At 64.6% G+C, this 17,812-nt stretch carries 14 protein-coding genes; 6 read left to right on the top strand and 8 right to left on the bottom strand.

What is annotated here, in order from left to right:
- Positions 1-9: 9 nt before the first annotated feature.
- Both ACW17V_RS03335 and ACW17V_RS03330 read right to left on the bottom strand, forming a co-directional pair.
- Complete coding sequence (locus tag ACW17V_RS03335; RefSeq protein WP_492107469.1) at positions 10-927, bottom strand: carbon-nitrogen hydrolase family protein; 918 nt, start codon at positions 925-927, stop codon at positions 10-12.
- 6 nt (positions 928-933) lie between these two features.
- Positions 934-1,506, bottom strand: a complete 573-nt coding sequence (locus tag ACW17V_RS03330; protein ID WP_492107468.1) for a DUF1003 domain-containing protein — start codon at positions 1,504-1,506, stop codon at positions 934-936.
- 101 nt (positions 1,507-1,607) lie between these two features.
- On the opposite strand from ACW17V_RS03330, the gene ACW17V_RS03325 reads away from it, so the two are divergent.
- Together ACW17V_RS03325 and ACW17V_RS03320 are read left to right on the top strand one after the other, a co-directional pair.
- On the top strand, positions 1,608-1,790 hold the full coding sequence (locus tag ACW17V_RS03325) for a YegP family protein (protein WP_492107467.1): 183 nt from the start codon (positions 1,608-1,610) through the stop codon (positions 1,788-1,790).
- A 111-nt stretch (positions 1,791-1,901) separates the two neighbouring features.
- The gene (locus ACW17V_RS03320; protein WP_492107466.1) at positions 1,902-2,708 is read left to right on the top strand and encodes an SDR family oxidoreductase; all 807 of its coding nucleotides are present in this window, start codon (positions 1,902-1,904) and stop codon (positions 2,706-2,708) included.
- On the opposite strand, the gene ACW17V_RS03315 is transcribed toward ACW17V_RS03320, so the two are convergent.
- The 3 genes from ACW17V_RS03315 to ACW17V_RS03305 form a co-directional block, all read right to left on the bottom strand.
- A complete protein-coding gene (locus ACW17V_RS03315) occupies positions 2,668-3,795 on the bottom strand; it encodes a cell wall hydrolase (protein WP_492107465.1) in 1,128 nt (375 codons plus the stop codon). The two genes, ACW17V_RS03320 and ACW17V_RS03315, sit on opposite strands and share 41 nt — an antisense overlap.
- Positions 3,796-4,412: 617 nt before the next feature.
- Complete coding sequence (locus ACW17V_RS03310; RefSeq protein ID WP_492107464.1) at positions 4,413-5,390, bottom strand: hypothetical protein; 978 nt, start codon at positions 5,388-5,390, stop codon at positions 4,413-4,415.
- Positions 5,391-5,404: 14 nt separating this feature from the next.
- Positions 5,405-5,734 (bottom strand): PadR family transcriptional regulator, encoded by a 330-nt coding sequence (locus ACW17V_RS03305; protein WP_492107463.1) that lies wholly within the window; start codon positions 5,732-5,734, stop codon positions 5,405-5,407.
- A 141-nt stretch (positions 5,735-5,875) separates the two neighbouring features.
- Here ACW17V_RS03305 and ACW17V_RS03300 point away from each other — a divergent pair, with 141 nt between their 5' ends.
- Positions 5,876-6,448 (top strand): hypothetical protein, encoded by a 573-nt coding sequence (locus ACW17V_RS03300; protein ID WP_492107462.1) that lies wholly within the window; start codon positions 5,876-5,878, stop codon positions 6,446-6,448.
- A 31-nt stretch (positions 6,449-6,479) separates the two neighbouring features.
- Here ACW17V_RS03300 and ACW17V_RS03295 read toward each other — a convergent pair whose 3' ends face one another.
- Positions 6,480-6,995, bottom strand: coding sequence for a hypothetical protein (locus tag ACW17V_RS03295; RefSeq protein ID WP_492107461.1), 516 nt, complete (start codon positions 6,993-6,995; stop codon positions 6,480-6,482).
- 145 nt (positions 6,996-7,140) lie between these two features.
- Positions 7,141-10,068 carry a TonB-dependent receptor plug domain-containing protein gene (locus ACW17V_RS03290; protein ID WP_492107460.1) on the bottom strand — a complete coding sequence of 976 codons (2,928 nt, stop codon included), beginning with the start codon at positions 10,066-10,068 and terminating at the stop codon, positions 7,141-7,143.
- A 759-nt stretch (positions 10,069-10,827) separates the two neighbouring features.
- Between ACW17V_RS03290 and ACW17V_RS03285 the strand changes: the two genes are divergently transcribed.
- The 3 genes from ACW17V_RS03285 to uvrB all read left to right on the top strand — a co-directional run bounded on the left by ACW17V_RS03285 (position 10,828) and on the right by uvrB (position 15,831).
- Positions 10,828-12,246 carry a tetratricopeptide repeat protein gene (locus tag ACW17V_RS03285; RefSeq protein ID WP_492107459.1) on the top strand — a complete coding sequence of 473 codons (1,419 nt, stop codon included), beginning with the start codon at positions 10,828-10,830 and terminating at the stop codon, positions 12,244-12,246.
- Positions 12,243-13,484 (top strand): hypothetical protein, encoded by a 1,242-nt coding sequence (locus tag ACW17V_RS03280; RefSeq protein ID WP_492107458.1) that lies wholly within the window; start codon positions 12,243-12,245, stop codon positions 13,482-13,484. Before ACW17V_RS03285 ends, ACW17V_RS03280 begins: the two co-directional genes overlap by 4 nt.
- Before the next feature lie 82 nt (positions 13,485-13,566).
- Positions 13,567-15,831, top strand: coding sequence for an excinuclease ABC subunit UvrB (gene uvrB / locus ACW17V_RS03275; protein WP_492107457.1), 2,265 nt, complete (start codon positions 13,567-13,569; stop codon positions 15,829-15,831).
- A 150-nt stretch (positions 15,832-15,981) separates the two neighbouring features.
- Here the strand turns inward: uvrB and ACW17V_RS03270 are convergent, their stop codons facing one another.
- Entirely contained in the window at positions 15,982-17,619 is a 1,638-nt protein-coding gene (locus tag ACW17V_RS03270; RefSeq protein WP_492107456.1) for a hypothetical protein, read from the bottom strand.
- Positions 17,620-17,812 lie beyond the last annotated feature (193 nt).

Raw genomic sequence — 17,812 nt, 5'->3', positions numbered from 1 at the left:
CGCTCGACCTCAGATCTCGGTCCGCGTCCGGGAGCGGGGATCATCGACAAGCTCGCCGCTGTGCAGGCGGCCGTGGATCGCCCCGTCGCGCCAGGCGACGGTGGAGTCATAGATCGGCGCGTCCGGATCGACCGACGAGATCAGCACGCCGTCCTGCCCCACCTCCAGCGCTCCGGTGATCACCCCGTCCGGCCGCACCAGGAACGCCGGCCAGCAACTGACCGGGGCCGATGTGTTGGGACAGCTGATCCACATATTGTTGTTCGAGGCCGCAGCGATCATGCCAGCCGGCATGGTGATGGCCGGAAGGGTCTCACCGCCGCCCAAGGCCAGCCGCTGATCCCCGACCTGCGCCGCCATGGCCGCGTAGCGTTCCTCCGTCAGCCCGCCGGCGTGATAGCCGTGGAACATCAGCCGCACGCCCCGCTGCTGATAGGCGCGGTAGAGCTCCGGATAGCGATAGTCGTGGCAGATCAGGACGCCGCAGCGGACGCCCTTGATGTCGAACACCGCCCAGTGATCGCCCGGCGTATAGTGGGCCAGGTCGCCTGAGATCCCGTCGACATCCCCCGCGCAGAACCGCTTGTCGTAGCGGTCGACGATCTGTCCGTGGTCGTCGATGACATAGGCGCAGTTGTGCGGCTTGCGACCGGCGGTCAGGGGATGGGCCGAACCGACCACCACCCACAGGCCCAGCTCACGCGCCAGCGCGGCGACGTTCAGTGTCGCGGCCCTGAGCGCGGGCCAGTCGAAGTCCGCGAACGAGGCCAGGTCGACGCCGGCATAGCCCGACAGGCTGGCTTCCGGGAAATGCGCCACGTCCGCCCCGCCGGCCCGGGCCTGTCGCATCTGATCGCCAATCCAGCGCAGGTTGGCGGCGATGTCGGCCGAGACCGGAAACTGGCAGGTCGCGACGATCAGAGGCATCGCCCCCTAGCCCCTTGCGTCTAACTTGCTGGTGAGCGCCGCCACCTGCGCCTCGAGCCGGCCCAGGGCCTCGGCGTTGTGGCGGCTCAGCTCGGCGATGTCGCGCTCGCGCAGGGCGTCCAGCTTGGCGTGCAGGTGCATGATCTCCAGCTCGGCGCGCAGGTTGACGACATAGTCGTGCTCGGCGTTCTGGCGGTCCTTCAGGGCCTGGCGGTTCTGGCTCATCATGATCACCGGCGCCTGCAGGGCCGCGACGGTCGAGAGCATCAGGTTCAGGAAGATGAAGGGATAGGGGTCAAACGCCATGTCGAAGCGCTTGAGCACGATATTGACCGCGATCCACACCATCAGCGCGGCGCTGAACCCACCGATGAAGGCCCACGAGCCCCCCACCTTGGCGACGGTGTCGGCCAGCCGGTCCCAATAGGTGCGATCATCATTGACCAGCGTCTTGTTCAGGCCCGTGGGCGCCTCGTCGCAGATCAGGTCGATGACGCTCTTCTGAACTTCGGTCAGGTGGGCATAGGGAACGGAGAGCAATTGACGGGAAAGCTGGTCCAGGCGGTCGTCAATATTCATTCACAATCTCCGCAAGCATCTTGATTGACTCGTCGCCGGGCGACGCGCGACGGTCCTTGGGTCGTCAAGACGACACGCCATATCCGCACCGGGAGACACCCATGGCCTACAAGTTCATAATCAAGAAGGACAAGGCGGGCGAGTTCCGCGTCAATTTCGTGGCCTCCAATGGCGAGACCATGTTCGCCACCGAGGGCTATGCGTCCAAGGCCTCGGCCAAGAACGCCATCGAATCCTTCAAGAAGAACGGCCCCGAGGCCGAAATCGACGACCAGACCGACTGATCTGCGCCTTTCCGCCCGCGCCCCCCGAGCACCTCCCGGGAGGGCGCGGGTCTTGACCCCTTCCCGTCCTCGGCGTCTGATCGCTGATAACAAACAAGGGGAGGATCGCCGATGAGCGCCAGTTCAGACGGCCGCAAGACCATCTTCATCACCGGCGCCGCCAGCGGCATCGGCCTGGCCAGCGCCAAGCGGTTCGCCGCGGCGGGCTGGTTCGTGGGCCTGTCGGATATCGACGCCGCGGGCCTGAAGGCCGCTCTGCTGGCCATCGGCCCCGCCAATGGCGCGACCTTCAAGCTGGACGTCCGCGACCGCCAGGCCTGGGACAACGCCCTGGGCGAGTTCGGGCGGATGACCGGCGGCAAGCTGGACGCCTTGCTCAACAATGCGGGCATCGCCCGGTTCGGCAACTTGGAAGAGCTGAGCGAGGCCGACTGCGACCTCCAGATCGACATCAACATCAAGGGCGTGGTCAACGGCGCGCGGGCCGGCCTGCCGCTGCTGAAGGCGGGCGGCGGACGGCTGATCAATGTGGCGTCCTGCGCGGGCCTCTATGGCTCGCCCAAGCTGGCGGTCTATTCAGCCACCAAGTTCGCGGTGCGGGGCCTGTCCGAGGCGCTGGACGTCGAATTCGCCCAGCACGGCGTCACCGTCGCCTGCGTGATGCCGTGGTTCATCGAGACGCCGATCCTCAACGCCGGGGCGGCGGGCAGCAACGGCAACATGGCCGACGCCCTCAAGAAGGGCGGGCTGGAAGTCTATCCCGTCGAGGACGCCGCCGAGGTGGTGTTCAAGTCGGCGACCGGCAAGGACCTGCACTACATGGTGGGCAAGCGGGCCAAGCAGATGCGCTTCGCCAGCAGCCACATGCCCGGCTCCGTCAGGAAGCAGCTCCGGTCACGGCCCCTGCTGTCGTCCTGACGCCGTCGGCCGAGGTCTTGTCGACCACCGGCTTGGCGGGCGCCGAGGCCGGCTCGGAGACCTGACCCAGCGGGCCGCCCATGCCGTTGCCGGCCGGCGCGGCCTGGGCCGCCGGCGTGACGATGGCGTTGGCGGCATAGATCACGCCGCCAATTCCGCCCATCGGCTTGCCGTCGGCGGTGATGCCGGCGATTTCCGGAGCGTTGGGCATGTCGTCCAGGGTCGAGGGACGCGGGGTCGACGAGAAGGCGCCCGGCGCGCCGGCCCGGCCGCCGAAGCGGTAGAACACGTGCATGCCGACCTGGGCGACCTTCAGCAGGCGCGGACCCCAGCCGGGCGAGACGCCGGTGGTGTGGAAATGGGTGGCCGAGCCGACCTCGTTCATCACCGCGCCGCTGAGCGCGCGCGCGGCGATCTTCTGGGCCCGGGTCCAGGCGCCGCGTTCGCGCCCGCGGCTCATCGAGCCGTCGCAGGCGAAGCTGAACTGGCAACCAACCTTGCGATAGGCGCCCTGGAAGACCACGCCGCAAACCGACTTGGGGAACGAGGGGTGGCGGACGCGGTTGAGGACCACCTGGGCCACGGCAGCCTGACCGCTGGGGGTCTCGCCGCGGGCTTCGTAATAGACGGCCTCGGCCAGGCATTCGAGCTCACGCGAGCTTTCCAGCACATTGCCAAGATGGAAGGGCGAGGCGGCCGGATTGAACGGACCGCCAAAGCTGGCCCGCAGCATCATCGGGCCGCTGCGGGGAACCGGCGCACGGGTCTGGCCGTTTTCAAGACGAGCGACCAACAGGGAAATCTGGCGGTCGCGCTGAGCGGCGCCCGCGACGGTGTAGGGGTCGTGACGACGGGCCACGGCGAGCGCGCCCTGGTCCATACGCGAAGCGGCATTCATCAGGGCGACGTCGGAGAACCCCTCCGAGGCGCCGTCTGCAAGGCGTGTAACACGGGCGTGCTGGGTGGCGGTCTGGGCAAGCCCACCCGCCAGGTAAACGGCGCCCAGAGCCAGGCCCGTAGCGGACCCGACCAATACGGCGCCGACCAGCGCGCGCGCATCTGCGCGCGTCTGCGACTTGATATACAAAACTCGTGTCCTGCGCGGCGAGGGCGAACCGCCCCCCGACAAAATCGCTTCTAGGAACCCGGAAATCTCACTGTCGGGCAGTCCAAGAGGCGGGGGTTCGACCGTTTCACGATATGGCCGAAAACCCACTTGTGACCGGCTTATGAACGATATCGGCACGAGTCGCAAGCGCATGCCGCAGTGCAACATTGAATCTGGGCCTATTGGCCGCAGTCAAGATCGTTAACGCCTTGATTCGCTAGAAAAACCCGACAGTGAAAAAAATCGCTGCTCTGCCGCGGTGCGAAGCATTGGTCGGACTGTTCTAAACCCCTTGATTCAGGGAACGCCGCACCGTCGAGCGCCGTTACTCAAGCCAGACAAATACCGTCTAAGAGGAGCGCGCCATGACCCTTAATCTTAACGCCTGCCGGACCCTGCGACGGCCTCGCTGGCCGCCCTCGCGGCCCTCTCGCTGAGCGCCTGCGGCCACAACATGGAGCAGCGGGCGGCCACCGGAGCAGCGACCGGCGCCGTGGTCGCCGGACCGGTCGGCGCGGTCGTCGGCGCCGGGGTCGGGGCGGTGGTCGACACCGCCTCCAAGCCCAAGCGCTGACCCTTTTACCCCTCCCCGCCGCTCAGGCGCGGGAGGGGCGCAGCAGCCGCCAGCCCTCGATCAGGATCTTGCCGGCGCAGATGGCGACCGTGACCACCACGCAGACCCTGAGGATATTGTCGGCGACATAGCGAAGGGTCACGAAATCCTCGGCCGAGGCGCCCGGCCCGGCGAACGTCACCAGCGGCATCTGGCCCCAAAGGACGGCGGCCAGGGCGATGCCGGCGATCGACAGCACGATCTCGGCGACGGCGCGCGGCCTGATCCAGGCGGGACGGATCACCAGGATCAGACCCGAGAGCGCCTGGCCGATGGCCAGCAGCAGGATCGGCGTGTGCAGCTGGGTCAGGATCGGCGCCAGCGTCATCTGCAGTTCGCCGTCCAGGCCAAACGGCCCCCGGCTGCCGGGAAAGTCGATCACGTCGGCCCACCACAGGGCGAACAGCGCCATGAACACGACCTCGAACAGCGCCTCGAAGCGGGTGGTTCGAAACCATTGCTTCCGGGGCGCGACATAGGGCAGGTCGCTGACCTTCCACTGGCCAAACTCACCCGTCTTGATCCAGCCGCGCTCGATCATCGCCCCGATGATGGTGATCAACCCTATCAGCGTCAGGGCGCTGGGGATGAAGGCGTGGATCGCGTGACCGATGGCCTGAGAGACATCGCCATCGCTGGTGAAGGCGCCGACCACGGCGGGGATCACCGCCACGAAGGCCGCGATCGCCAGGGCGACCTTCACCGCGAAGATATAGAAGGGATAGAGCTCTACCCCGATCAGGGCGCGCTGCGGGCCATAGCGTCCGGCCACGGCCAGCGGATGGCCAAGGTCGCGGAACAGGGCCTCCAGCTCATCCTTCTTGAGGCGACGCCCCAGCTGGGCCTCCTTGTCCTCGATACGGTTCATCAGAACGTCGCGCAGCTCGGCGACGATGTCCTGACGTTGGGCGGCGGGCAGCAGGGCGGCGATGGCGCCCAGATAGCGTTCGAGCAGATCCATGATCCGTCCTCTCCTCAGAGCAGGGGTTGCAGGGTGTCGTTGATGGCGCGCCATTCGTCGGCCAGGCGGGCCAGCACGGCCTCGCCCTGCGCCGACAGGCGGTAGAAACGCTTCTTGCGCTTGTCTTCCTCGCGCCACTCGCTGGAGAGCAGGCCCTGCCCTTCCAGCCGGCGCAGCATGGGATAGAGCGCGCCTTCGTCGATCTCGACGCCCACCGACGCCAGCGCCTGACGCAGGCTGTAGCCGTAGCGCTCGACCCGCAGCTGGGCCAGCACGGCCAGGATCAGGGTTCCGCGCCGAAGCTCCTGGCGGAGCTGTTCAAAGATGTCAGTGTCCGTGGGCATGGTGTGCGCCGTATCGTGTGCGCCACATGGTGTGTGGCGCACACTGTGTGTCACACAGTGAATTGAGAGTCAAACGCCTCGCATCCCGACGTTCGCTCGCGGCGTATCTTACGGTGAAGCTGAACCCCGGAGACCCGCGCCATGCGCCGCCGCGCCCTCACCCTTGCCCTGGCCGCCGGCCTGACCCTGACCGGCCTGCCCGCCGCCGCCCAGGCCCAGCTCGACATCGCCGCCCTGCGCCTGGCCATGGCGGGCCGCTGGGAGGGCAAGTTGGAATATCTCGACTATTCGGCCAACCGCTGGTTTGGCATCCCGATGAAGGTGCTGATCGAGGACCAGGGCGACGGCGTCACCCTGATCCGCAAGGCCGACTTCGACGACGGCCCCAAGGTGGGCATCGTGCGCATCACCACGGTCGAGCTGTTTGACCCGGCCACCGGCCAGGAAACCTCGGCCAGCTTCCGCAAGGGCCGCGAGACCAGCCTGGACACCACGACCCTGCGCCTCGCCGCCCCGGCCGCCGACGCCGCCCACTGGACCCTGGTGTCGGAAACCACCGCCCAGGACGACAACCGCCCCGCCCGACTGCGCCAGACCCTGACCCGCGACGGCGACGTCATGACCAGCCTGAAGGAAATCGATTTTCTGGACGACGCGGGCGAGGCCTGGATCTCGCGCAACCGCACGACGCTGAAACGCGTCACGGCCCCTTGAGGCTCGGCAGGGGCTGGCTGTCCTCGGCCCCCTAGGCCCGCAGGACCATGTCCAGCCCGACGATGGCCGAGATGACGAGGCTGCAAACGAGGTAGGCGCCCAGGTTCACCTTCCAGGACAGTCGCAGCGTCCTGCTGGCCGCCACGGTAAGCGCGCCGAGGCCCAGGACGACGATGGCCGGCAGCGTCCAGACTCCCCAGCTCAGCAGTTGGCTGGCTCTCGCCTCGTCATTCAAATTGAAGACGCTGACCACGGCGGCGGCCAGCCGCATGAAGAACGCGAAGTATAGGATCGCATAGGCGGTGAGGCTGGGCGCCTGTTTCAACCAGACAAACGCCGCCAGCGCCCCCAGTATCGTGACCGCCGGACCGGCAAGCGAAAACAGAATGTGGTCCGGGGCGGTCATCGCGGTCGCCGAAGAGACGCCGTTCAAGCCGAATGTGACCGGATATCCCAGCGCCAGGCCGACGACCCAGTGAAGGGCCTCATGCAGCAGATAGGTCAGGACGCCGATGACGGCGAGGCGTGCGTAAAAGCCGACGCCCACACGGTGAGACTTCATTCTCGTCTACTCCCCCAACGGGCTTCGCCCATGCCAGTCGCTGGCTGAAGAGACCGCCTAAGGCCCCTCGCGCCAACCCGAAAAAGGCCGGCCCCTCGCGGGACCGGCCTCCTCCAGCGCGGTTGCTCGCCTAGTACTCGAAGCGAACGCCCATCTTGAACGTCCGGCCGATCAGGCCGGCATAATGGAAGGACGTCAGGAAGTTCGGGGCGCTGGAATAGGCGCCCGGCGCGATCGGAGCCCGTTCGTCGAACAGGTTGCCGACGTGGCCGTACAGCGTGACACCGTCGTTCAGCCTGGCCGTCCCGTTCAGGTCGACATTGATGAACTTCTTGATGTTACAGAACTTCTCGCCCAACACGGCGTTGCCGGTCGCATACTGGTTGGCGGTGACGCAGTCGGTGCTGGTCCGCTGGTCGGCGGCCACGGACTTGATCTTGCCGACATAGTAGGCGGTGGCCGACAGGCTGTAGCGGCCAAACTCCACCGAGTTCTGCCAGTTGCCGCGCCAGTCGGGCGTGCCGTTGCCCGACGACAGCTGGTAGGGGCCCAGGGTGCCCGCATACTTCTGCACGCCGCCGCTGGTGTGGAGGTCGTACTTCAGCACGTGGGTGACCTCGACGCGGCTGGTCAGCTTGGCGTCGCCCGGCAGGTCGAACTTGCCGGTGGCCGAGAAGTCGACGCCCGAAGTCTTGGAGTAGTCGGCGTTGACGAACGGCGCATTGATGATCAGCACGCGCGGCAGGGCGTTCGGGAACAGCGGATCGACGGCGTCGATCAGGTTGCACGAATAGCCCGCGCCAACGGCCGCCACGGCCGCGCAGGCGTCCGTCACGTTGGTCTTGGTGTAGTAGGCGTTGCGGGCGTTGGCCAGCAGCGGCCCGGCCACGATCAGGTCCGACTTCTTGACGTCGTAATAGTCCAGCGTCGCCGAGAACCAGCGGGTAGGCTCGACGATCACGCCGGCGGTGAAGCTGCGCGACTTTTCCGGCTTCAGGTCCGGATTGCCGACATAGCCGCCCCCCAGCGAATAGGACTGGGCATAGGGGTTGGTGTTGCCGCCCGAGGTCAGGCCGCCGTGCGCCTGCTGGAAGGCGGCCGGAGTGGTGAAGGTCGAGAAGCCCGCATACTGGCTGCGCGCGCCCGCTTCGGCGAAGGTCGGCGCCCGGAAGCCCTTGGAGTAGGTGCCCCGGAAAGCCAGCTGCTTCATCGGCGCGTACTTGGCGCCGATCTTCGGCGAGAAGTGGCCGAAGCCTTCCGAATAGTCGTCATAGCGACCCGAGACGTTGATCTCGAGGTCCTCGGTGACCGGCGCCAGCACTTCGAAATAGCCGGCCGCGACCGTGTGCTCGCCGAAGGCCGACGAGGTGGTCAGGGTATAGGTGTCCAGGCGGGCGTTCTGGTTGTTGTTGACCAGGGTTTCCTTGCGCAGCTGCGCGCCCAGGGCCAGCTGCATGTCGCCGCCGGGCAGGGCCCAGAGCGACTTGGTCACCGAGCCGTCCAGCGACAGCAAGGTCGAGTGCGACGGGGTGATCACGTCGGGCGAGACGAAGTCGCGAACCGCCTCGGTATTGGCCGACGGATTGACGAAGTTGTAGCCGCCCGTGTTGATCGACTTCAGCAGGTTGGCGATGTTGAGGAAGCCGTACTGGGTGATCTTCAGGTTGTCGCGTGCGGCGACGCCCTCGACCCGCCAGTCCCAGCCGTCGCCGAAGCTGCCCTTGAGGCCGGCCGTGCCGCGGATCACGTCGTTGCTGCGATCGCTGCCGGCCGGGATGTCGCCGAACAGATAGTAGATGCGCGCCGCGCCGTTGGCCGGGTCGGCCGCGAAGGCGGTGGCATAGGGGTTGTTCGGGTTCAGTCGGCGGTCCGCGGCCGTGGCGCAGTTGACGCCCGACGAGCAGACATAGACCGGCAGCACGATGCCCGGGTTCAGCGACGAGACGGCGGGCGAACCCCCGAACGGCTGGGTGGCCCGGATGGTGCGCGGCTGGTTTTTGATCCGCACCTCGTCATGCGAGAAGCTGCCAGTGATGTAGCCCTCGATGTTCTCGTTCAGGCGCACGCTCAGGCGGCCGTTGACGGCGTAGCGCTCCTGGAACGGCGCGATCTGGTTGTACAGATCGACCAGGTCGTACTTGCAGCTGGAGCCTTGGGCCGCGCCGGTGGTGACGCTGTAGGTTCCGTTGGCGCAGTTCAGGTTCAGGGCCTGGTACTGATTGGTCAGCGGCGCGCCGATCATGCCCGACAGCGGGTTGTTCAGGTCGGTCTGGCTGACGCGGGTGACGACGGCGGTAGGGGTGGCCGTGGTCAGGGTGCTGTCGGCGGTGTTCTGGTCCAGACCGCCGATGCGGCTCAGGTCCTGGGTGTTGTACGGGAAGCCGCGGCTGTGGTTGGTGACCCGGCCGTCCTTCTGGTACTCGCCGTTGACGTAGACGTTCCACCCGCTCTCGGCATAGTCGCCATAGCCGAGGGTCAGGTCGAACTGCTTGTGCTCGGCGTCGCCGCGATCGCTTTCGCCATATTCGGCGCTGCCGGCCACGCCGACGAACTGCTTCTTCAGGATCAGGTTGACCACGCCGCCGATGGCGTCGGCGCCGTAGCTGGACGAGGCGCCGTCCTTCAGCACTTCGATGCGGTCGATCAGGCTGAACGGGATCGAGTTCAGGTCGACATAGGCGTTGTGGCCGTCGTCATTGATCGGGAAGTTGGCCGAGCGCAGGCCGTCCACCAGCACCAGGGTCGAGGACACGCCCAGGCCGCGCAGCGAGACGGCCGAACCGCCGGCGCTGAAGCCGCTCTGGAAGCCCGTGCCGATCGAGCCGGCGCCGTCGGCCGAGACCGAGCGGATGGCGTCGGTGGCCGTGGTGATGCCGGCGCGCTCCAGGGTTTCGTTGGTCATCACGGTGACCGGCGAAGGGGTCTCGGTGTCGGTGCGCCGGAACAGCGAACCGGTGACCACAACGGCTTCGATCTCGGTGGATTCGGGCGCGGGCGTCGTGGTCTGGGCCGAGGCCTGGCCAGCGGCCAGCGCCGCCATGGCGACGCCACAGATCATCGAAGATCCCAGCAGACGTCGACGTATAGTTCTATATTGCTTCACGATAAATTCCCCTCTTTCGTCAATAAGACGACATCGAATACCGACAAACAGAAATACTTCCCGATCTCAAAGTAGAGTCGAGACAAGATCGGCCTGTTGGTTGGCGGGATTGCAATCGTGAAATTTCAAGTCCGTCTCATGACAAATTGCTAACTTGCGGACCACCCCGAAGCGTCCTCCTTGCTCTTCACGAATAGACATGAAGACTATTCAAAGATGAACGCCACGGCGCCCGCCGCTGGCGCGTTTCCGCGTGGCGCGGGGCGCGCCGATCCGGTCGCCAGCCCCCCGGCGACGGGCGGCGCTCCGGGGACAGGCCCGGACAGGAAACCGTGGATGTGTATCGTCGGCGCAACACGCGGATCGCGGGGGATGGACGGCGCGCCTTGCACGAGGGCCGCTTCGTCAGAGAGAAAAGCTGGCCAGACCGCCGGGCTTGGCGTGGAACGCAACGGGTTCCCGGCGATCTGATCCAACACGCCTAGGGAATCCGGCTCGCCTCTGGCGCGCAAGGCTTTGCCTCGACAACCACGTCACGCCAGACAGATCTCTGGTGAAGGTTGGCGGGGAAGCATGCGCCCAGGCTTGTTGGTTGTGAGCGCGCTTGCTCTAGCGCCCTTGGCCGCTCCGGCCCAGGCCTCAATCGCTCCGACCAAGGCGCAGAGCGCTCCGGTCCGGCGAACGCCCTTGAGCGCGCCCTTCCTCGGCGGCCCAATGTCAAATCTTGAACTCGCCGCGACGCGTGTCGGAGCCGAGGACTTCGGGGGCGCCCTGGAAATACTACGGCCGCTGATCGAGACCAATGAATTCCTGGCGATGCCGGTCAAGACTCAGCGATCTGGCCTTTACCTGACAGGCGTCTCCGCGCTGAAGACCCAGCAGTATCAGGAGGCCCACGATCTGCTGCGGCGCGCATCCGAGATGGAAGGCGCCGATGGCTGGGCCTGGCTGATGCGCGTTTCAGCTGCGCTGGGCGCCGAGGATCATGACGATGCCCTCTTCGCCTTCGAAACGCTGGTCATTCGCCACCCCGCCATGCTGCAGCAGGTCAGCGACGAGGGGATCAACGGACTCTATATCGACAGCCTAAAGCTGCCGCGCGGTGAGATCCGGCAGATGGCCCTGATGAACACTTTGCTCGATGAGGGGTGGGCGCCGAAAGATCCGATCAATGACTGGAGCGCGGCCTGGAGCACCCACGCGGGCCGTTTGCTCGACCGCCTTGAGTTTGAGCGCGCCGCCCTCGCCGCCCGACGCGTCACGGCGCCCCAACGGCTGATCGGCATGCGCGCCGATTGGCGGTTCGCGTCGCTGGTCATCAAAAATCCGGCCGCCTTCAACATCAAGGAGGCCTATGCCCGCCAGCTCGATCGGTTGCAGACCCTCTCCCGAGCGGACCCCACTTCGCTGCATCGCGTCAACGCCCTAGGCCTAGCCCTGCTGGATATGAAGCGCGACGATGAGCTCCTCGCCCTGACGGAAGAGGCTCTTGGCCGGCTCGCCGCGCCGACAGGATCGCCGATGGGCCTCTCCGATCCCGAGGCGGCGATCTGGACGCGCGACCTACGGGCGCGCGCGCTGAGGGCGCTAGGGCGTTCGGACGAGGCCGAGGCCGCCTGGCGACAGGCTATAGCCCAAGCCGACGGCCGAGCCGGCACACCCCTCCTTCTCAATCTGGCTGAGTTCCTGGCCGACATGGAGCGACCTAGCGAAGCCTTGGCCGCGTTGGCCGGCCTGGATACTGCGAGCCTGAGCACACGGGGCGCTCTGTTTGTCGACAGCGTTCGCGCCTGCGCCCACGCCCAGTTGGGTGATGTGGCGGCTCGCGATCAGGCCTTGGCCGCCTTGCGGCGCAAACAAGACTTCGCGCCCGACCTCTATATGGACGCCCTCGCCTGCGTGAACGACCTGGACGCGGCCGCGCTGTCGCTGATGGACCGACTGGACGATACCGGAGCGCGCATGGAAGCCCTCATCGAAGTCCAGACCTTCCCCGAACCCCCGCCGCGATCCGAGACCGAGCGCGCTCGACAGGCTCACCGCCGGGCCCTGCTCGCGGACCCCCAAGTTCGCGGCGTCATCTCGCTCTCCGGCAAGGTCGAAACCCAGCCCTATCCCCGGCCCTTCAGATGACCCTGCGCGTCACGTTTCTCGCCTTGGCGATGACCTTGGCCCTGGCCACCGCCGCCAGCGCCGAGGCCGCGCCGACCGCGATCGACCTTGCCCGACCGGAGTCAGCGGTGACCGCGGTGGAGTCCTCCGTCCGCGCGACCGGCAAGCTGGACGCGTTCGATCACGGGGACCTTCACAAGCTGGCAGAAGTCGTCGAGGAGGGGGCGTTGCGGCTGCAGCTGCTGCGGGCCCTGGCCGCTGGAGGCCTGACCTCGCCCGACCCGTTTGTTCGCGAAGACTGGGCGTGGAGCGAACTGGCGCTGAGAGAGGCGGAGCGCGGCGCCGCGCCCGGGCACGTTCTCGCCATACTCAAGCGCCTGCGATCGACTAGCGCTCTCCTGATGGTCCGACTGGACCCCCGCCTGGCCGAAGCGCGGCGGCTGGATGACGCGTGGTTCGATCCGAAGACCGTCGCCGCGCGCGAACTCGCCGAGCTGGAACAGCTCAGTCTTGCGCATCCCAGACGTTTGGAGGGGCTGCGTCAGCGCGCCGAACTGCTTCGCCGCCTGGGCCGTCCTGCAGCGGCCCTGCGCCTGGTCGACGACGCCATCGCCCGCGCCGTCAAAGCGCCGGCGGCCTTCGAGGACATCGCGATCCTGCCCCGCGTCCGGGCCGAGCGCGCCCACGCCCTCTGGCAGCTGGGCGAGTTCGACAGGGCTATCGATGAGGACGGAACGGTGGTTCTCGCCGCTGAAAGGGCGAAGGACTATGACGGCTGGGCGGACCTGGTCCTTGTTCGCCACCTGTCTGACGACGTTCGCCTGGTCGAAGCCCTGCGAGCGATCGACTATTTCAAGTATCCGGGTGAGCCCGACATGGCCGATTGGGTTGCGGCCCAGGCTGCCTGCGTCAATTTCCGGCTGCACCGGACGACGGCCCTGCGCCTGGACTTCGAGGAGATGTGGTCGCGCGACGGCCCTTCGTCCCTGCCGGCCCAGACCTACGCCCTGCTCTGCCTGGGCGAACTCGACGAAGCCGCCAAGCTGTACAAGATCCGGCTGTCACGCCCGAACGAGGCGCCGTGGGCGATCCATGCCCTGTCGGCCCGGGCCCGTCCGGCTGCCCTCTCGCCCAGCGACGATGCCCTGCTCCAGCGTCAGGCGGCGATCGCGGCCCGTCCCGATATCCAGGCGGCGCTGGTCAAAGTCGGCGGCGCGCGTGCGACCTGGCTGGCTCCCATCCATGGCGAAGTCTGGTAACCGCCCCCTCCCGCCACCCTGCTGACACTCGCCGTCAGCAGGGCCCCTAGCCTTCGGGCGCGCGGGACCCTATTTTCCGGGGATGCCCAGCACCCGAGACAGCGGCGTTTCAGACGTCTCCACGCCCTTCGTCATGGACGTCTCGGCCGATCCGGCCCTGATCGCCCGGCAGACCCTGTGGACCCCGCACCGCCCCGAGCGCCCCGCCAAGTCGGAAGGCGGCAAGCGGTTCAAGCTGGTCAGCGAATACTCCCCCGCCGGCGACCAGCCGACGGCCATCGCCGAGCTGGTGGAAGGCCTGGAGAACGGCGACCAGGACCAGGTGCTGCTGGGCGTCACGGGCTCGGGCAAGACCTTCACCATGGCCCAGGTCATCGAGAAGACCCAGCGCCCGGCCCTGATCCTGGCCCCCAACAAGACCCTGGCGGCCCAGCTCTACAGCGAGATGAAATCGTTCTTTCCGGAGAACGCGGTCGAATATTTCGTCAGCTATTACGACTACTACCAGCCCGAAGCCTACGTCCCGCGCACCGACACCTATATCGAGAAGGACAGCTCCATCAACGAGCAGATCGACCGGATGCGCCACTCGGCCACCCGGGCGATCCTGGAGCGCGACGACGTCATCATCGTCGCCTCGGTCAGCTGCATCTACGGCATCGGCTCGGTCGAGACCTATACGGCCATGACCTTCACCCTGGAGGTCGGCCAGACGGTCAACGAGAAGCAGCTGATGGCCGATCTTGTGGCCCAGCAGTACAAGCGCAACGACGCCGCCTTCGAGCGCGGCACGTTCCGCCGCCGGGGCGACACGCTGGAGATCTTCCCCGCCCACTATGAAGACCGCGCCTGGCGCATCAGCCTGTTCGGCGACGAGGTCGAGGCCATCGCCGAGTTCGACCCGCTGACCGGCAAGAAGACCGCCGACCTGCCGTCGATCAAGGTCTACGCGAACAGCCACCACGTCACGCCGCGCCCCACCCTGCGCCAGGCGATCATCGAGATCCGCGCCGAGCTGAAAGAGCGGCTGGCCTGGATGTACGAGAACGGCAAGCTGCTGGAGGCCCAGCGCCTGGAACAGCGGACCAATTTCGACCTGGAGATGATCGAGACCACCGGCTCCTGCGCCGGCATCGAGAACTACAGCCGCTATCTGTCGGGCCGCAAGACCGGCGAGCCGCCGCCGACCTTCTTCGAATACATCCCCGACAACGCCCTGCTGTTCACTGACGAGAGCCACCAGACGGTGCCGCAGATCGGCGCCATGTACAAAGGCGACCGCAGCCGCAAATGGACCCTGGCCGAGTACGGCTTCCGCCTGCCATCGGCCCTGGATAACCGCCCGCTGAAGTTCGAGGAATGGGACGCCATGCGGCCCCAGTCGGTGCATGTCAGCGCCACCCCGGCCGCCTGGGAGCTGGAGCGGTCGGGCGGCGTGTTCGCCGAGCAGGTGATCCGCCCCACCGGCCTGATCGACCCGCCGGTCGAGGTGCGCCCGGTCAGCGCCAACGGCGCCAGCCAGGTCGACGACGTCATCGACGAGATCCGCCAGACCGCCAAGAAGGGCTACCGCTCGCTGGTCACCGTGCTGACCAAGAAGATGGCCGAGGACCTGACCGAATATATCAACGAGCAGGGCATCGGCGTCCGCTACATGCACTCCGACGTCGACACCCTGGAGCGCATCGAGATCATCCGCGACCTGCGGCTGGGCAAGTTCGACGTGCTGGTCGGCATCAACCTGCTGCGCGAGGGCCTCGACATCCCCGAATGCGGCCTGGTGGCCATTCTCGACGCCGACAAGGAAGGCTTCCTGCGCTCGGAGACCAGCCTGATCCAGACCATCGGCCGCGCGGCGCGCAACATCGACGGCAAGGTGGTGCTCTATGCCGACCGGATCACCGGCAGCATGGAGCGGGCCATGGGCGAGACCCAGCGCCGCCGCGACAAGCAGCACCAGTTCAACCTCGACAACGGCATCACCCCCGAAAGCGTCAAGCGCGACATCAAGGACATCCTCAACAGCCCGTTCGAGCGCGGCGACCGCGTCACCGTGCCGATCGGCGGCCTGCACGCCGGCGACGTCGAAAAGCCCTTCACCGGCGACAACTTCAAGGCCGCCCTCAAGGACCTGGAGTCCAAGATGCGCGAGGCCGCCTCCAACCTCGAATTCGAGACCGCCGCCCGCCTGCGCGACGAGATCAAGCGCATGAAGATGATGGACCTGGAGTTCGCCAACGAGATCCTGACGGCGCCGGGCGAGGCGGTGGACAAGGCCGCGCCGAAGCGGATCCGGCAGGAGCTGCGGGCGGAGCAGGCCGAGGCGTTCAGGAAGAGCCGGCTGTAGGCCGAAGATCCTCCCCCTCCGGGGGAGGACGGCCCGAAGGGCCCGGAGGGGGCAACTGGGCGGAGGCCGCGATGGCGCGGATCGCGTTCAAAACGCGGCCGGGGATAGTGATTGGTGGCGATTAGGTCGCTGGGGAGTTAGGGGATCTATTCAAAAAACGACTTTCGCCCAGGAAATAAACTCCACTACCCATCCAAACATTGCGCCATGTGAACTAGCTATTTTTAAAATGACAGGCTCTAGTTTTATTATAGTCGCCACCAAAGCGGCAATTGACGTATACTTTATTCCGTCAGTTAATATCGCACTTGGAGCATCCGAAACACTTTTCTTAAATTGAGAATTTACGTATCCAGCCACAACAGCCAGCATGTTTTGCGCCATTCGAACCACGCCTTCACGTTCAAGCTCAGAACTCGCTCCACTTTCAATGTCACTTATATAAGAAGTAACTTCTCTTGCCGCTTCAGAATACATTGTTTTAGGATCGCTGAACTCGCGAAGAACATCAAATGCTCTATCGACGACACTGCTCTCTATTTCACCTTGCGGCCTATCGACCTCCCAAAGATACTCTCTCCACGCCCGAAGCCTATTCAAAAAGAGATCCGTCTGTCGCGTTGCGGCATTTATGCCACCATGCGCAGCATCGTCTATGTTGTCAGACTCAAATTTCAATTGGTCTTTTATAGATCCGTTTATTATTCCCGCCCTTATTACCGCAGGACCTGTTGGATTTTCGATTATTTCATTAAGAACAGATTTTAGGCGTGACATTTTCTGCGATATTATAGGCGCAGAATTTGAAAGATTATATACACTTGTTATGTCGTTTATTTGATTTACCAACTCTTGCAAGACAGTCGAGGCATCATCTTCCTTAACAACCCCCTCAATTCTTCTAATTGAAGACTGTAACTTTCCGCTGCCAATTAGAAATTCTATGGGAGCAGATAGGGGCTTTGGCAATCCATATGTATTAATGGATAAGTCTTTATTTACATGATCAATATAATATCTTGAAAAATGCCTAGCTGCCGCTCCAGATATTTTCGAAGACGATTTTCGAGAAAACCTTGGGGGCGGAGGGAGTGTCGTCTCAAGAAGAAGCTTTAGATGAGCTGCGTCCACACCCTTTCCATTAGCAACGCCCTCTACAATCTGGTCCCAAGTAACATAATCTCTTTCCATAACCCTGAATCCGGTGGACCGCGCAACCTCGCCATCACCCAGCAGAAGCCACACGGTGTCAGGAGATACCTTTGATATCGCAGGTACTAGCGCATCAAAATAGGTCAAGGCGCTGTCGGGGCGCGACGCGCCATAAACCAATATACTATCCGATATTAAGCTAGATATATTCTTTATGTAATCGTAATAGAATTCTTTTCTAAATATTTTTATTGGCTTCAGCACATCTTCATAATATTCGGAAACGCCGATATTTGCCGCATCCCTCTTAACGAGCGCCCCTTTGACTGCAAGCCCCAATTCATACGGCATTATATTCCCGAGTCTGGTAACATCATCCCTGTATGATCCAGCAAGATTATTTGGTACCAACTTCTCTCTTACATCTTGAGAGTCTGTAGCGACAATTGCATTCAATCCCCGCAACTCATGTACGAGCGGCAACGTAAATTCTGTCAAATTTTCACCGGTAACAATAATCCCCTTTGGGTTATCATCATGCAGTAGTCTGAGGCGCGTCAGTTCTCTGATAATCGGAGAAGTGTCCCATTCAATTATGAGCCCTTCCGATCTTCCCGATATTGAAATTTTGGCCATGCTCGCCCTCGTTGTGCCCGAATAGACACCACTCCCTCTCCGGGAGGAAGAACAAAAGACTCAGCTTGATCGCCTGGCCATCACGCTGGCCATTGTCGAAGACTAGGATCGCCGCCACTTCGATCATGTCTCAGCTGAGGGGGTATGTGCAGCGCCCCACCCCGCCCTTCATCTCATGGAGGCCAAGCGTGCC

This window comes from Caulobacter sp. FV2ye17ST, from assembly GCF_058680955.1.
This window is presented reverse-complemented; position numbering and strand designations above follow the sequence as displayed.

Excerpts from the sequence above, each read along its gene's own strand:
- ACW17V_RS03310 (WP_492107464.1), bottom strand. The coding sequence starts at position 5,390 with ATGGATCTGCTCGAACGCTATCTGGGCGCCATCGCCGCCCTGCTGCCC.
- uvrB (WP_492107457.1), top strand. The coding sequence starts at position 13,567 with ATGCCCAGCACCCGAGACAGCGGCGTTTCAGACGTCTCCACGCCCTTC.
- ACW17V_RS03335 (WP_492107469.1), bottom strand. The coding sequence starts at position 927 with ATGCCTCTGATCGTCGCGACCTGCCAGTTTCCGGTCTCGGCCGACATC.
- ACW17V_RS03285 (WP_492107459.1), top strand. The coding sequence starts at position 10,828 with ATGTCAAATCTTGAACTCGCCGCGACGCGTGTCGGAGCCGAGGACTTC.
- ACW17V_RS03325 (WP_492107467.1), top strand. The coding sequence starts at position 1,608 with ATGGCCTACAAGTTCATAATCAAGAAGGACAAGGCGGGCGAGTTCCGC.
- ACW17V_RS03320 (WP_492107466.1), top strand. The coding sequence starts at position 1,902 with ATGAGCGCCAGTTCAGACGGCCGCAAGACCATCTTCATCACCGGCGCC.
- ACW17V_RS03280 (WP_492107458.1), top strand. The coding sequence starts at position 12,243 with ATGACCCTGCGCGTCACGTTTCTCGCCTTGGCGATGACCTTGGCCCTG.
- ACW17V_RS03290 (WP_492107460.1), bottom strand. The coding sequence starts at position 10,068 with ATGATCTGTGGCGTCGCCATGGCGGCGCTGGCCGCTGGCCAGGCCTCG.
- ACW17V_RS03270 (WP_492107456.1), bottom strand. The coding sequence starts at position 17,619 with ATGGCCAAAATTTCAATATCGGGAAGATCGGAAGGGCTCATAATTGAA.
- ACW17V_RS03330 (WP_492107468.1), bottom strand. The coding sequence starts at position 1,506 with ATGAATATTGACGACCGCCTGGACCAGCTTTCCCGTCAATTGCTCTCC.
- ACW17V_RS03300 (WP_492107462.1), top strand. The coding sequence starts at position 5,876 with ATGCGCCGCCGCGCCCTCACCCTTGCCCTGGCCGCCGGCCTGACCCTG.
- ACW17V_RS03305 (WP_492107463.1), bottom strand. The coding sequence starts at position 5,734 with ATGCCCACGGACACTGACATCTTTGAACAGCTCCGCCAGGAGCTTCGG.